We start from the raw sequence: 12,451 nt of genomic DNA, 5'->3' as shown, positions 1-12,451 counted from the left end.
GTCGGCGCGAGTGGCGGGTCAAGAAAGCGTTGCCAGTCGTGACATAGGTCATAAAAAACGGGCGGGAACCCTTCGCGGTTCCCGCCCGTCCTACGCCTGAATCCTCAGCTCTGGATCTCGGCCGCCAGCTCGCGGAGTTTGGACTCGTGCTCACGGGCGTGGTGGCCGCAAAAGAGCAGTTCTCCCCCGGTGGGGAGAATCGCACGAACCTTGGCTGCGGCACCGCACCGGTCGCATCGGTCGGCAGCGGTCAGTTCGGGGCGGGTGAGCGTCGTAGTGGTCATCGGGGTCTCCCTCCGTCCCGGCACCGGTGCCCCGGTGCCATCGATCCAGCCGCGATCACCGCGGTGTTCGTGGCTTCCACTCTTTCAGACGCTACGCCAGCCGCAAGTGTTCCCGCGGTACTGGGACCTGCGTCACCTCGAATTACCCCGGATGCCGTAGAACCGATCCCGGATTTCTGGCGTCCCAAGCCGTTTGCACCGGAGTTTCCCGTGGTCAAGCGCCCATTCGGGGCAGTGGAAAAGGGCGGCCGGGCGGCTGCCGATGGCATGCCGGCCCGGTGGTTTGTTCGTTCTCAGCTGAATCGGTGGGACACTGCACGGCATGACGAAGGCAGCATCGGCGGCTGTCGAGGACCCGGCCGCGGCCGGGGACGTGCGGCCGGCGCCGGTGACGGAGCGGTTACGCCGGCCGGTCAGGCTCGCCGGCCGGACCATCCACGCCGCCGCGCGACGTGCGGCCTGCGCGTCAGCTTCGCGCCGACCGCCGGTCCCGGGGCGGTGGTCAACGGCGGACACCTGCGTATGTCGCTGTGGCGGGGTCGTCACAACATGCTCGTAGCGGAGCCAGGCAGCCCGGTGCCGGCTGTCGGCCGGCCCGGCCGAGCCCACCGCCGCGGAGACCATCGCGGCGCGCCTGCGGCGGTACTGACGGCGGCTGGGCCAAATCGGACGAGGACACTGCATTGACGTTGCTGGATCAGGTGCGCTGGTTTCCCGGCGCCCGAGCGCTGGTCTCCCCTTTTCGCGATGAGATCGAGGCGCCAGGGCCGCTGTGCGGGCGGAATCTCGGTCCCAAGTGGACTGTCGACGGCTTCAGTGCCCTTCTTTCCGGGCTGTACAAGCATTCCTGGGTCGCACCAGTGGCCATTGTGGACCTTCACGGTCTGGGTGCGGACGACACGCCGGACCGGGCGTTGCTCGACTACCTCGAGGGCGGGCTCCCTCCGTTGTGGACTTCGCGCCGTCACGGTTTGCGAAGCATGCTGATTGCCGGCACCGTCACCGGCCCCGGAGGTACCGTGCTCGCCGTGGTGGAAAACGATGGCCGCGTGCGGTTCCAGGTTATCGAACGCCTGGTCTACGCATTGCGCGAACTGTTCCTGATCGGGCCCGCCCGATAACATGAAAACCGGCCTCCCGCCCCGGTGGGGGCGAAAGGCCGGTGTAAAACTCCGTGGCGCGTCAGTCGAGGTAGTCGCGCAGCACCTGCGACCGCGACGGGTGACGCAGTTTCGACATCGTCTTGGACTCGATCTGGCGGATGCGCTCGCGGGTGACGCCGTACACCTGGCCGATTTCGTCTAAAGTCCTCGGCTGGCCGTCGGTGAGGCCGAAGCGCAGCCGGACCACGCCGGCTTCGCGTTCGGACAGCGTCTGCAGCACCGACTGGAGCTGGTCCTGCAGCAGGGTGAACGAAACCGCGTCCACCGCCACGACCGCCTCGGAGTCCTCGATGAAGTCACCGAGCTGCGAATCGCCCTCGTCACCGATGGTCTGGTCGAGCGAGATCGGCTCGCGCGCGTACTGCTGGATCTCCAGGACCTTCTCCGGCGAGATGTCCATCTCCTTCGCCAGCTCCTCCGGGGTGGGCTCGCGCCCGAGGTCCTGGAGCAGCTCACGCTGGATGCGGCCCAGCTTGTTGATCACCTCGACCATGTGCACCGGGATACGGATGGTGCGTGCCTGGTCGGCCATGGCACGGGTGATCGCCTGCCGGATCCACCAGGTGGCGTAGGTGGAGAACTTGTAGCCCTTGGTGTAGTCGAACTTCTCGACCGCGCGGATCAGGCCCAGGTTGCCCTCCTGGATCAGATCCAGGAACGCCATGCCGCGTCCGGTGTAGCGCTTGGCGAGCGACACGACCAGCCGGAGGTTGGCCTCCAGCAGGTGGTTCTTGGCGCGCTCACCATCCCGGACGATCCACTTGAGGTCGCGGCGGAGCTGGGTGACCAGCTTCTCGCCCTCCTCCTCGGCGACCCGGACGCGCTCGGCGGCGTAGAGCCCGGCCTCGATCCGCTTGGCCAGCTCCACCTCCTCCTCGGCGTTGAGCAGCGCGACCTTGCCGATCTGCTTGAGGTAGGCGCGCACCGAGTCCGCGGAGGCGGTCAGCTCGGCGTCCTTGCGCGCCTGGCGCAGCGCCTCGGACTCCTCCTCGTCCCAGACGAAGTCCGGGTCGTTGGCGGACTTGCCGCCCTTGGCCCGCTCGCGCGGCGTGCCCTCGGGCTCCTCCTCGTCGTCGTCGGACTCGTCGGTGACGGTGGCGTCGACGACATCGACCTCGACCTCTTCCAGGTCCGACAGGTCGACGTCGAGATCGACGTCCTCCAGGTCCTCGCCGGGACCGTCTTCCGGCTCTGCCTTGGAGTCCTCCGCCTTGGCCGCCTTGCGGGGCCGCGCGGACTTGGCGGGCCCCTTCTTGGCGCCCGGCTTGGCCGCGGTCGACTTCCGGGTGGCCGGCTTCTTGGCCGCGGTGCCGTTCCGCTCGGTGGCGGTGGCCTCACGCGCTTCGGGATCCGCGCTCGCGCCGGCCGACGAAGCCTGGGCGGCGCTCGTTGTCTTCGTGCCGCTTCGGGTAGCGGTTTTTGCGGCTGCCACTTACGCCCTTTCGCAGCGGTCGATCACGGCGAGCCGGGACACGCGGCCCCAGCCAGCCTCAGAATTCGGAAACGTATCAAGGCCTGCTGTCCAACTCCTCGACCCGGCCTGCGTTCCATTGTAACGACGATACGCCCGTGTGTTGCGCCCGATCATCTAACCTGGCACTCGTCCGGGCTAGACATCGAGCCGTGCAGTCACGGGCCGCACCGTCACGCTAGTGCTCGATGCCTTCGGCCGCGGCGGCCGCGGCGCCCACGATGCCCGCGTTGTTCTGCAGTGATGCGACGGCGACGGGTGTCCTGATCTTCAGCAGCGGCACCCACTTCTCGGACTTCTTGCTGACCCCGCCGCCCACGATGAACAGATCCGGCCAGATCAGGTTCTCCAGCACACGCAGGTAACGATTCACGCGCTTCGCCCACTCCGGGTAGGACAGGCCCTCGTTGTCCTTCGCCGACGCCGCCGCCTTCTTCTCGGCGTCGTGGCCGTTGACCTCCACGTGGCCGAGTTCGGTGTTGGGCACCAGCTTGCCGTCCTGGAACAGCGCGCTGCCGATACCGGTGCCGAAGGTGAGCAGCGTGGTGACGCCGGTGCGGCCGGCGGGGTCGCCGAACCGGATCTCCGCCATGCCGGCCGCGTCGGCGTCGTTGAGCACCGCGATGTCGTCGGTGCTGTGGCCCAGCTGCTTGGCGAACAGGCTCTGCGCGTCGGTGTCGATCCACCGGCGGTCGATGTTCGCCGCGGTGTGCGCCACCCCCTTCTTCACCACGGCCGGCAGCGTGATGCCGACCGGGCCGTTCCAGTCGAAGTGGCGCACGACCTGCTCGACCACCTCGGCGACGGCCTCGGGGGTCGATGGCTGCGGGGTGTCGATCCGGAGGCGGTCGCCAATGAGCGCGCCCTTTTCCAGGTCGACAAGGGCGCCCTTGATACCACTGCCGCCGATGTCGATACCGAAACCTCGGGTCGCCGTCATTGGCGTGTCCCTTCCTACTCGATTCAGATGCCTGCTCAGGAAACCTTATCGGGGTGTGGTCCCATGGTTGCCGTGGGAGCTGTGGAGTCTGCTTTGAAGGATGTTGCCGTCGAGGTCGCGCGGGAGGCCGCCGACCTGGTGCGAAAGGCCCGTAACGCCATGGTGGCAGGTGAGCGGGTGCGGGTCGAGACGAAGACCTCGGAAACCGATGTGGTCACCGCGGTGGACCGCGCCTCCGAGGAGCTGATCCGGCGCCGGCTCGCCGAGCTGAGGCCGGGGGAGGCGGTGCTCGGTGAGGAGGGTGGCGGCGTGGCGCCCGCCGCCTCCGTCGAGGGCGACGCCGACCCGGTCACCTGGGTCGTCGACCCGATCGACGGCACGGTCAACTTCCTTTACGGATCACCGGTTTTCGCGGTGTCGGTGGCCGCGCAGATTTCCGGCGCATCGGTTGCGGGCGCCGTCGTCGAGCCGATCAGCGGGCGGTGCTGGACCGCCTCCCGCGGGGACGGTGCGTGGCTGGACGGGCGGCGCCTGCGCGTGTCGGCACCGGAGCGGCTCGACCTGGCGCTGGTCGGCACCGGGTTCGCCTACCTGGCCGAGCGCCGGTCGCGGCAGGCGCGCATGATCGCCGGGCTGCTCGACCGGGTGCGTGACGTGCGCCGCCCCGGATCGGGCGCGCTCGATCTGTGCTCGGTGGCGGCCGGGTGGACGGACGGCTACCTGGAGCACGGCCTGCACCGCTGGGACTGGGCGGCCGGCGCGCTGATCGCGGCCGAGGCGGGCGCGGTGGTCAGCCTGCCGGGCAGGGACCCCGAACTGGGCCCCGACGCCACGTTCGCGGCCGCGCCGACCATCGCCGGTCCACTGCGCGAGGCCTTCATCTCCTGCGGAGCCGGCGAAATCTGAGCGGCACTCAGCAGGCGACGTCGTGCGCGGCGGCCAGCAGGGAGGGGTCGATGACCGGGCTGGTCGCCGACTGGTCGTTGCCGCCGCCCGGATGCTGTGCCGACCAGTCCTGCAACTGCTGAAGCACCCGGTGTGCCGGTTCGGTGATCTGCAGGTCGGTGAACCCGTTGCCGATGACCAGGTCGACGGTCGCGTCGGCCCGGTTGTCCTTCACCAGTTCGGCGCACGGCGCGACGAAGCTCAGGGTGCGTGCCGCCGAGGTGCCGTGCTCACCGAACCGGATCTGGCCGCGGCACTTCGCGTTGCCCTGTGGGTAGGCGGGATCGTTGTCGGGCGGGGCGACCTGGGTGAACCCTTGCTGGCGCAGGCTTTCCGTGGTGATCGAGGCCAGACCGCGCGACTGGCTGGCGTTGAGCACCCGCACCGCCACCTGCTCCAGCGGCAGCGGCGCCGCGTCGTCCAGCGCACCATGGCCCACTGAGGTGAAGATCACTCCGGCCGGCGGGGTGGCGGGCGGGCTGCAGCGGGTCTGGGCGTCGATGTCGGCCTTGCTGGCGATCGCCCGGACCCAGACGACCATGGCGACCAGACCGAGCACCACGAGCACGATGACCGCGGGCAGCGGCCGGTATCTGCGGTAGGGCCGAGATGTCCGTTTGCCGAGCCGGTTGCCGAAAGGGATGCCCGACGCCACTTCCCCAATCCTTCCGCTCACCAGGTCCCCGAGGTGGTGCCGGAAACCCGTACCTGATCAGCCTAAGCGGTGCCGTGCCCGGCCGCGTCACACCCCGTGTTCTCCGGGTGTGCGACTCCCCGGCCCCACCACGGGGGCCAGACCGGCGTGTCGTCCGGGCGCAGGGGCCGTCATACCTTGCTCACCTGGTCTTTTGGGTCCCATCGTTCCCCCTGCTGGGTGACGTATCGAGGGCTTGGCCTAACTCGTTGCGAGTTCGGGTACTTCGTGAGCTACCCTCTGCGGGCTCAGGCCGTAGGTCAGGTGCTGCGAACCGATTGAGAAGAGAGACCTGCCTCACTACGTAGCCGGGCACAAACAGGGGCGCTGGAACGTTGACCAGCGGCACGCAGGGTACGCGAGAGGCTTCGTGGGCCCGAAGATTGACATCCAAGCTGATCGCAGGGGTGAGGGACGATGGCGACCGACTACGACGCTCCGCGCCGCAGTGAGGCCGACGAGCTTGCCGAAGACTCGTTGGAGGAACTGAAAGCGAGGCGTAACGAGAACCAGTCCGGCGTCGTGGACGTCGACGAGGACGCGACCGCGGAGAACTTCGAGCTCCCGGGCGCGGATCTTTCCGGGCTCTCCGGGGAAGATCTGACGGTCAAGGTGGTGCCGAAGCAGGCCGACGAGTTCACGTGCTCGGTCTGCTTCCTGGTGCATCACCGCAGCCGCCTGGCCGAGGAGAGCAACGGCCGGATGATCTGCCGCGACTGCGCGTGAACCGGTCGGCCCGGCAACATGTCGACATGTTGCCGGGCGCGGCGTTGTCTCGGGCGTGTCACCACGAGATGGACCGGGCGCCTGCCCCAGGTGAGTTAGCGCGAGCGCAGGATTTCGGCCAGCTTTTCGGGTTTGCGGGTGCTGAACACCCAGTAGGGAGTGGGATCGTCGGGGTCGGTGAGGTGCACCCGCACGACCGGCCCGACCCAGCCGCGGTGCAGCATGAAGGCGGCCGGGTCGAATTCCGGGCCCAGTGCCTTGCGCTTCGCTTCCTTGGAGATCACCTCGACCTGGCCGACGAACCGCAACGGCAGATGCGCCTTCCCCACCCGCAGCTCGTCGCCGGTGACCTCGACCTTGGCCCGGCCGAACTGCACCAGCAGGGCGGCCATCAGCGCGATCAGCACCACGTAGGGCAACCAGCCCCGCAGACCCGGATAGCCGAGGTGGATCGTCGCGGCCATCAGCGCCGCTCCGATCAGCGGCAGGGGCCAGTTCCACCACGGCACGTAGAGGCGTTCGGAGTATCTCGTGCCGGTGTCGTTCGTTGCTGTGCCAGGCGCGCTGGAGCTCTCACTCACGGCTCCAGGGTAGTCTCGCCGCCCGTGTCCACTGTGCAGGTCCCGCTTACCCGGCTCGACCCCGGCGTTCCCTTACCCGCCTACGCGCACCCCGGCGACGCGGGCGCCGATCTTGTGACCACCACCGATGTCGTGCTCGCGCCAGGCGAGCGGGTAGTGGTAGGAACTGGCATCGCGATCGCGCTGCCGCCCGGGTACGCCGGTTTCGTGCACCCGCGCTCCGGGCTCGCCGCCCGCGTGGGGCTTTCCGTGGTGAACACGCCGGGCACCATCGACGCCGGCTATCGCGGCGAGATCCGGGTCTGCCTGATCAACCACGACCCCAGCGAGCCGGTCAAGCTGTCCCGCGGCGACCGGATCGCGCAACTGATCGTGCAGCGGGTCGAGACCGCCGAATTCGTTGAGGTCGCTGAGCTTTCCGGCTCCGTCCGCGGGAGCGGCGGTTACGGGTCGACCGGCGGGCATGCGAGGCTGAACGGCGCTGCGGACTCCGAGGCCGCGCGCGGTGGGGAAAACGCTGGGGAAGGAGCGGGACACTAGTGGGCATTTTCGGACGCAAGCGGCCCCGGGGCAGGCATGCGGCATCCGAACGCGGCGACTTCGCCGACGTGCCGGAGGACTTCGAGGAGGAGGAAGAACTCGTCACCGAAGGGCCGTTCGACGTCGTGGACGCGCCCGATGACGGCGTGACACGCATCGACCTCGGCTCGGTGCGTGTCCCGGTGCCCAACGGCGCACAGGTCCAGGTCGAGGTGGACCCGGCCACCGCCGGCGTGCGCGCGGTCCACGTGGTCACCCCGCAGGGCCAGGTCACGGTCAGCGCGTACGCCGCGCCGCGGTCGGGTGGCCTGTGGGACGAGGTCGGCGGTGAGTTGACGGAGCAGTTGCGGGCCGATGGCGCGAAGGTCTATCCCGGCGAGGGGGAGTGGGGGTTCGAGTTGTCGGCCCTGCTCGGTGATGTGGCGCTGCGCTTCATCGGCGTCGACGGGCCGAGGTGGATGCTGCGCGGCGTGATCGCCGGGCCTCAGTCGCAGGCCGCCGACGCGCCCCGGGTGCTGCGGGAGATCATGGCTGGCACCATCGTCGTCCGCGGGGACGCGCCGATGCCCGTGCGTACTCCGTTGCCGATCACCCTGCCCGAGGCTGTCGCTACGCATATCGCCCAGCAGCAGTCCCAGCAGGGAGCTTGACTCGTCAGGAGCGGCTGGCGCGCTGCCAGGCGAGTACGGCCGCGCGGCCGAGCGACTCTCGGTCTTCGCCCAGCGCGGCCAGTGTCGTCTCCACCAGCGCGGCCCGCGGCAGGGCGCGCGCCCACGCCCTCGCGCAGGCGAGAGGATGCACCGGGTCGTCCGTACATGCGGCGATGCCGGCCGGGACGTCCAGCGTGCGCAGGGCGGACAGGGGCGGCGCGGGCCGGGCGGCGGCCGCGCGCAGGCTTGCGGCGAGCCCGTGACCGTGCCGCCGCCAGGCCCGGGCCAGCTCGGCGGCGAGCCAGGGCGCGACCCCGGCGGTCGACCGGCGCAGCGCCTCCTCCAATCCCTGCGCGGCGACCAGGTCGGCCGACGCCATGGCGGCCAGGGACGCCGGTGCCCGGCCGGGCTCCCCATGCCACGCGGGCAGCGCGAGTAGCAGGCCCGCGCACCGGTGGCGGTTGCGCACCGCCCACTCCACGGCCAGGTGGGCGCCGAAGGAGATGCCGCCGACGATCAGAGGCCCGGCGTCGGCGAGCATGTCCAGCAACTTCAGGTACTCCACGCCGACCAGTTCGCCCGGGGGCGGCGGCGGGGTGATCGCCCCGACACCGGCGACGGCCAGCGGGCCCGCGAACACGGAGCGTACGAAGATCTCGTCGGAACCGGTGCCTGGTAGCAGTACCGCCGATGGCCGCGCAATAGCAGAGGTCACGTTGCGATCTTGACGCAAACCCGTTTCCCTGACTCGGAAAGGTTACGCTGGATCACGTAATGGGCCGTGGTTGTCGGGGGCCCCGGAACTCATGGGAGCAGGCGCTTATGTCCGCCAAAGACGGCGGCTACTTCAGCCGGCTGGTACGCAAGCTGACCACCGATGTCGACGAACTCGACGCAGACGATCTGTCCGAAAAATCCGAAGCCGAAGGGGCGCGGCGCGCCTGCGACTGCCGGACTGGGGAAGAGGTGACCGTGCTGGGCCGCCTGCGCAGCGTCCAGCTGTGTCCGACGAGTGAAGCGGCGACACTTCAGGCGGAGCTGTTCGACGGGACCGAGGGCGTGACGCTAGTCTGGCTCGGACGGCGCCGTATCCCGGGCATCGAAGCCGGGCGGACCATCAAGGTGCACGGCCGGATGGCCGTTCGCGACGGCCGGAAGGTGCTGTACAACCCCTACTACGAGCTGCAAACGACGTCCTGAGCGGCTGCCCGGCACCGGTGGCCCCGCCAGATCGAAGGCGGGTGGCCGACGGCCGGGCGGCGCTGGGTGGGCGGGCACGAAGGAAGCGGGCGGCTTGCCCGCCCGGTCGCGAGATCGCGACGAGGACGTGAGATGACCGAACGCGCCGGCGAGAGCAAGGGTGAGGACCGGCCCGCGCCCACGCTGATGGAGCAGATGGGCGGGGTATCGGGTCTCGTCTACTCGTCGCTGCCGGTCATCGTGTTCGTGCTCGCCAACTCCGTGTTCGGGCTCAAGGCCGGAATCTGGAGCGCGCTGGGCAGCGCGGTCGCGATCACCGTGCTGCGGCTGGTGCGCAAGGAACCGTTGCAGCCGGCGATCTCCGGGTTCTTCGGGGTGGCCGTCGCCGCCTTCATCGCCTACCGCACCGGCTCGGCGAAGGGCTTCTTCCTCTTCGGCATCTGGGCGAGCCTGGTGTACTGCGGCGTGTTCGTGCTGTCGATCCTCGTGCGCTGGCCACTGGCCGGGGTCGTCTGGAACCTCCTCAACGGCACAGGGACCGCCTGGCGCTCCGACCGGCCGTCCCGGTACGGCTACGACCTGGCCACGCTCGCGCTCGCGGCCGTGTTCGGCGCCCGGTTCGTGGTCCAGCGCTGGCTGTACGAGGCGGACTACACCGGGTGGCTCGCCTTCGCGAAGATCGCCATGGGCTACCCGCTCTACGGGCTGGCGCTGCTGGTCGTCGTCTGGGCGGTGCGCCGCTCCGACAAACGCATCAAGGAGCTCGAGGCGGCCCGCGAGGCCGCGGAGGCCGACACCGAGGCCGCCCTCCGCGCCAAATACGGCCAATACGACAACAGCACGGACTGACTCCAGGAGTAGTGAGCGGTGCCCAGTCGGCTGGTGCGGCTGGCCGCGTTCCACCCGATCGAGCTGCCCGGTTCGGAGGTAGCGTGCCAGGCATGGGAGTTCCAGAACACACAGTTGACGGCAAGATCCACGACCTGTACGAGGTCACGGTGGCTCTGCACAATCGCCAAGAGGCGATGCGGCGGGACATGCATGACCGGTTCGACGGGGTGGATCTCCGACTCGGCCGTCTCGAAACGGATGTCGCCGGTTTGAAGACTGATGTCGGTGTCTTGAAGACTGATGTCGGCGGTTTGAAGACCGACGTCGGCGAGATGTCGACGAAAGTGGACCGCATCCTGGAACTTCTTCAGCAGAATCACTAGGCGGCCAGACAACCGCGGCTGCCTGATTGCCCGCCTTACCAGGTGACGAGGAGCCGGTTGAGGCCGTAAATGGCCGCATGCGGGCGGGGCACGGCCGCGTCGGGTTCGTCCGCCAGGCGCAACCCGGGAAAACGCCGGAGCAGCGCCGGATAGGCGACCCGCATCTCGATCCGGGCCAGTTGTTGACCGAGGCACTGGTGCACGCCGTGCCCGAACGACACGTGCCCGGTGGCCGGGCGGGTGATGTCGAGCTCGTCGGCCTGGCCGAACCGCGCCGGGTCCCGGTTGGCGGCGGGCAGGTTGAGGGTGACCCCCTCACCGGCCTTGATCAGCACGCCGTCGATCTCGACGTCCCCCAGCGCCGCCCGTATCGGTCCGATGTGGACGATGCTGAGATACCGCAGCAGTTCTTCCACGGCGTTGCCGGCCAGCGCCGGGTCGTCCCGGAGCGCGGCGAGCTGGCCGGGATGCTCCAGGAGGGCGTAGGTGCCCAGGGACAGCATGTTCGCGGTGGTTTCGTGACCGGCGACGAGCAGCGTCATCGCGATGGTCAACAGCTCCTCGTCGTTCAGCACCCCGCCGGTGATCAGGCCGCTGAGCAGGTCGTCCTCCGGCTTGGCACGCTTGCGCTCTACCAGTTCAGCGAGGAAGGCCGTGAGATCGTTCATCGCTTCGATGAGCTTGTCGCCGGGCGTGTCCAGATTGAACATGGTTGCCGAATCGCGCTGGAAGCGCTCGTGATCGTCATAGGGCACGCCGAGCAGTTCGCAGATCACCAGGGACGGGATCGGCAGGGCGAAGCCCGGCACCAGGTCGGCCGGCGGTCCCGCGTTTTCCAGCGCATCGAGGTGTTCCTCGACGATCTGCTCGATGCGTGGCGTGAGCTGCTGCATCCGCCGGACGGTGAACTGGCCGGTCAGCAACCTGCGGTAGTGGGTGTGCTCGGGCGGGTCGACCTGGGTGAGCGCGCCCGGCATGGGCGGCGGGAGCTCGTCCGGGGACATCCGCATCGGGATCGGCGAGTGTCGGATCAGCTCCCGCCGCGAGCTGAAGCGGCGGTCGGCAAGGATCGCGCGCACCTGCCGGTAACCGGTCACGAGCCAGCCATGGTGGCCGTCGGGATAGATCATCCGGCTGATCGGCCGCTGCTCCCGCAGCGGGGCGAGTTCTGCCGGCGGATCGAAGGGGCACTGCCGCACGGTGGGCAGACCCTGGGGTACCGGAGGAAGTTCGGTCGTCTCGTTCGCCATGCTTCACAAGCTACACAGTTTTCAGAGATTCGTGAATACTTTGAAGTCAATAGGGTGCAACTGGGTGGTCGTGCAGGTTACTTTCTTGTGATCGACCTTTCCGGTGATGATTTACGGCGCGCTTGGGCTCAATAGCCCAGCGCCGTGCGGATCTCCGGCTCGACCTCGGTGGCGGCGACGAACAGCAACTCGTCGCCCGGTTCGAGTGGATCTTCCGGTTGCGGCACGATCACCCGGTCTCCGCGCAGAATGGTGACCAGCGCGGCGTCCCGCGGCAGCGCGATCTCGCTGACCGGCTTCCCCGCCAGGGGAGTCTGCTGCGGCAGCGTGAGCTCGACCAGGTTCGCCTGCCCCTGCCGGAACGTCATCAGCCGCACCAGGTCGCCGACGCTGACCGCCTCTTCGACCATCGCGGCGAGCATCCGCGGCGTGGACACCGCGACGTCCACGCCCCAGGCGTCGGTGAACAGCCACTCGTTGGCCGGGTTGTTCACCCGCGCCACCACCCGGGGCACCGCGAACTCGGTCTTGGCCAGCAGCGACACCACGAGGTTCACCTTGTCGTCCCCGGTCGCGGCGATCACCACGTCACACTGCTCGATGCCGGACTCCTCCAGCGTGGAGACCTCGCAGGCGTCGCCCAGCACCCAGTCCGCCTGCTCGACGGTCTCCGGCTCGAACTGCTCGGACTGCCGTTCGATGAGCATCACCTGGTGCCCGCCGTCGATCAGTTCCGCCGCGATCGAGCGCCCCACCGCGCCCGCGCCGGCGACAGCGACCCGCATCAGACCTC

The 12,451-nt window shown here is 69.0% G+C and carries 16 protein-coding genes; 8 read left to right on the top strand and 8 right to left on the bottom strand.

What is annotated here, in order from left to right; translation table 11 throughout:
* Nucleotides 1–104: 104 nt before the first annotated feature.
* On the bottom strand, nt 105–284 hold the full coding sequence (locus A3CU_RS0140595) for a DUF7455 domain-containing protein (RefSeq protein WP_027947050.1): 180 nt from the start codon (nt 282–284) through the stop codon (nt 105–107).
* A gap of 683 nt (nt 285–967) precedes the next feature.
* Here A3CU_RS0140595 and A3CU_RS50430 point away from each other — a divergent pair.
* Nucleotides 968–1,405: a DUF6885 family protein gene (locus tag A3CU_RS50430; protein ID WP_027947049.1), complete on the top strand. Its 438-nt coding sequence runs from the start codon at nt 968–970 to the stop codon at nt 1,403–1,405.
* A gap of 61 nt (nt 1,406–1,466) precedes the next feature.
* Here A3CU_RS50430 and A3CU_RS0140585 read toward each other — a convergent pair whose 3' ends face one another.
* Nucleotides 1,467–2,879, bottom strand: a complete 1,413-nt coding sequence (locus A3CU_RS0140585) for an RNA polymerase sigma factor (RefSeq protein ID WP_027947048.1) — start codon at nt 2,877–2,879, stop codon at nt 1,467–1,469.
* A gap of 217 nt (nt 2,880–3,096) precedes the next feature.
* Nucleotides 3,097–3,858: a polyphosphate--glucose phosphotransferase gene (gene ppgK / locus A3CU_RS0140580; protein WP_027947047.1), complete on the bottom strand. Its 762-nt coding sequence runs from the start codon at nt 3,856–3,858 to the stop codon at nt 3,097–3,099.
* 63 nt (nt 3,859–3,921) lie between these two features.
* Here ppgK and A3CU_RS0140575 point away from each other — a divergent pair, with 63 nt between their 5' ends.
* Nucleotides 3,922–4,764, top strand: a complete 843-nt coding sequence (locus A3CU_RS0140575) for an inositol monophosphatase family protein (protein WP_027947046.1) — start codon at nt 3,922–3,924, stop codon at nt 4,762–4,764.
* A 7-nt stretch (nt 4,765–4,771) separates the two neighbouring features.
* On the opposite strand, the gene cei is transcribed toward A3CU_RS0140575, so the two are convergent.
* The gene (cei, locus tag A3CU_RS0140570) at nt 4,772–5,446 is read right to left on the bottom strand and encodes an envelope integrity protein Cei (RefSeq protein WP_043844303.1); all 675 of its coding nucleotides are present in this window, start codon (nt 5,444–5,446) and stop codon (nt 4,772–4,774) included.
* A gap of 468 nt (nt 5,447–5,914) precedes the next feature.
* On the opposite strand from cei, the gene A3CU_RS0140565 reads away from it, so the two are divergent.
* Complete coding sequence (locus A3CU_RS0140565) at nt 5,915–6,223, top strand: DUF4193 domain-containing protein (protein WP_027947044.1); 309 nt, start codon at nt 5,915–5,917, stop codon at nt 6,221–6,223.
* Between the two features lie 95 nt (nt 6,224–6,318).
* On the opposite strand, the gene A3CU_RS0140560 is transcribed toward A3CU_RS0140565, so the two are convergent.
* On the bottom strand, nt 6,319–6,804 hold the full coding sequence (locus A3CU_RS0140560) for a DUF3093 domain-containing protein (RefSeq protein ID WP_027947043.1): 486 nt from the start codon (nt 6,802–6,804) through the stop codon (nt 6,319–6,321).
* Nucleotides 6,805–6,828: 24 nt separating this feature from the next.
* Here A3CU_RS0140560 and dut point away from each other — a divergent pair, with 24 nt between their 5' ends.
* On the top strand, nt 6,829–7,344 hold the full coding sequence (gene dut / locus A3CU_RS0140555) for a dUTP diphosphatase (protein WP_027947042.1): 516 nt from the start codon (nt 6,829–6,831) through the stop codon (nt 7,342–7,344).
* Nucleotides 7,344–7,994, top strand: a complete 651-nt coding sequence (locus tag A3CU_RS0140550) for a DUF3710 domain-containing protein (protein WP_027947041.1) — start codon at nt 7,344–7,346, stop codon at nt 7,992–7,994. Before dut ends, A3CU_RS0140550 begins: the two co-directional genes overlap by 1 nt.
* Nucleotides 7,995–7,998: 4 nt before the next feature.
* Here A3CU_RS0140550 and A3CU_RS0140545 read toward each other — a convergent pair whose 3' ends face one another.
* Complete coding sequence (locus tag A3CU_RS0140545; protein ID WP_027947040.1) at nt 7,999–8,709, bottom strand: alpha/beta fold hydrolase; 711 nt, start codon at nt 8,707–8,709, stop codon at nt 7,999–8,001.
* A 107-nt stretch (nt 8,710–8,816) separates the two neighbouring features.
* On the opposite strand from A3CU_RS0140545, the gene A3CU_RS0140540 reads away from it, so the two are divergent.
* The 3 genes from A3CU_RS0140540 (at nt 8,817) to A3CU_RS49225 (ending at nt 10,408) form a co-directional block, all read left to right on the top strand.
* A complete protein-coding gene (locus tag A3CU_RS0140540; RefSeq protein ID WP_027947039.1) occupies nt 8,817–9,194 on the top strand; it encodes an OB-fold nucleic acid binding domain-containing protein in 378 nt (125 codons plus the stop codon).
* A gap of 132 nt (nt 9,195–9,326) precedes the next feature.
* Nucleotides 9,327–10,043, top strand: coding sequence for a DUF3159 domain-containing protein (locus A3CU_RS0140535; protein WP_027947038.1), 717 nt, complete (start codon nt 9,327–9,329; stop codon nt 10,041–10,043).
* A 92-nt stretch (nt 10,044–10,135) separates the two neighbouring features.
* Nucleotides 10,136–10,408, top strand: a complete 273-nt coding sequence (locus A3CU_RS49225) for a hypothetical protein (RefSeq protein WP_052373036.1) — start codon at nt 10,136–10,138, stop codon at nt 10,406–10,408.
* Between the two features lie 35 nt (nt 10,409–10,443).
* Here the strand turns inward: A3CU_RS49225 and A3CU_RS0140525 are convergent, their stop codons facing one another.
* Together A3CU_RS0140525 and A3CU_RS0140520 are read right to left on the bottom strand one after the other, a co-directional pair.
* Nucleotides 10,444–11,658, bottom strand: a complete 1,215-nt coding sequence (locus A3CU_RS0140525; RefSeq protein ID WP_043844220.1) for a cytochrome P450 — start codon at nt 11,656–11,658, stop codon at nt 10,444–10,446.
* Nucleotides 11,659–11,786: 128 nt separating this feature from the next.
* Nucleotides 11,787–12,443: a potassium channel family protein gene (locus A3CU_RS0140520; protein WP_027947036.1), complete on the bottom strand. Its 657-nt coding sequence runs from the start codon at nt 12,441–12,443 to the stop codon at nt 11,787–11,789.
* Between the last annotated feature and the right edge of the window lie 8 nt (nt 12,444–12,451).

Source organism: Amycolatopsis taiwanensis DSM 45107, assembly GCF_000519205.1.
Taxonomy (GTDB): Bacteria; Actinomycetota; Actinomycetes; order Mycobacteriales; family Pseudonocardiaceae; genus Amycolatopsis_E; species Amycolatopsis_E taiwanensis.
Note: the sequence above shows the minus strand (reverse complement) of the source record. Positions and strands in the feature narration are given on the sequence as shown.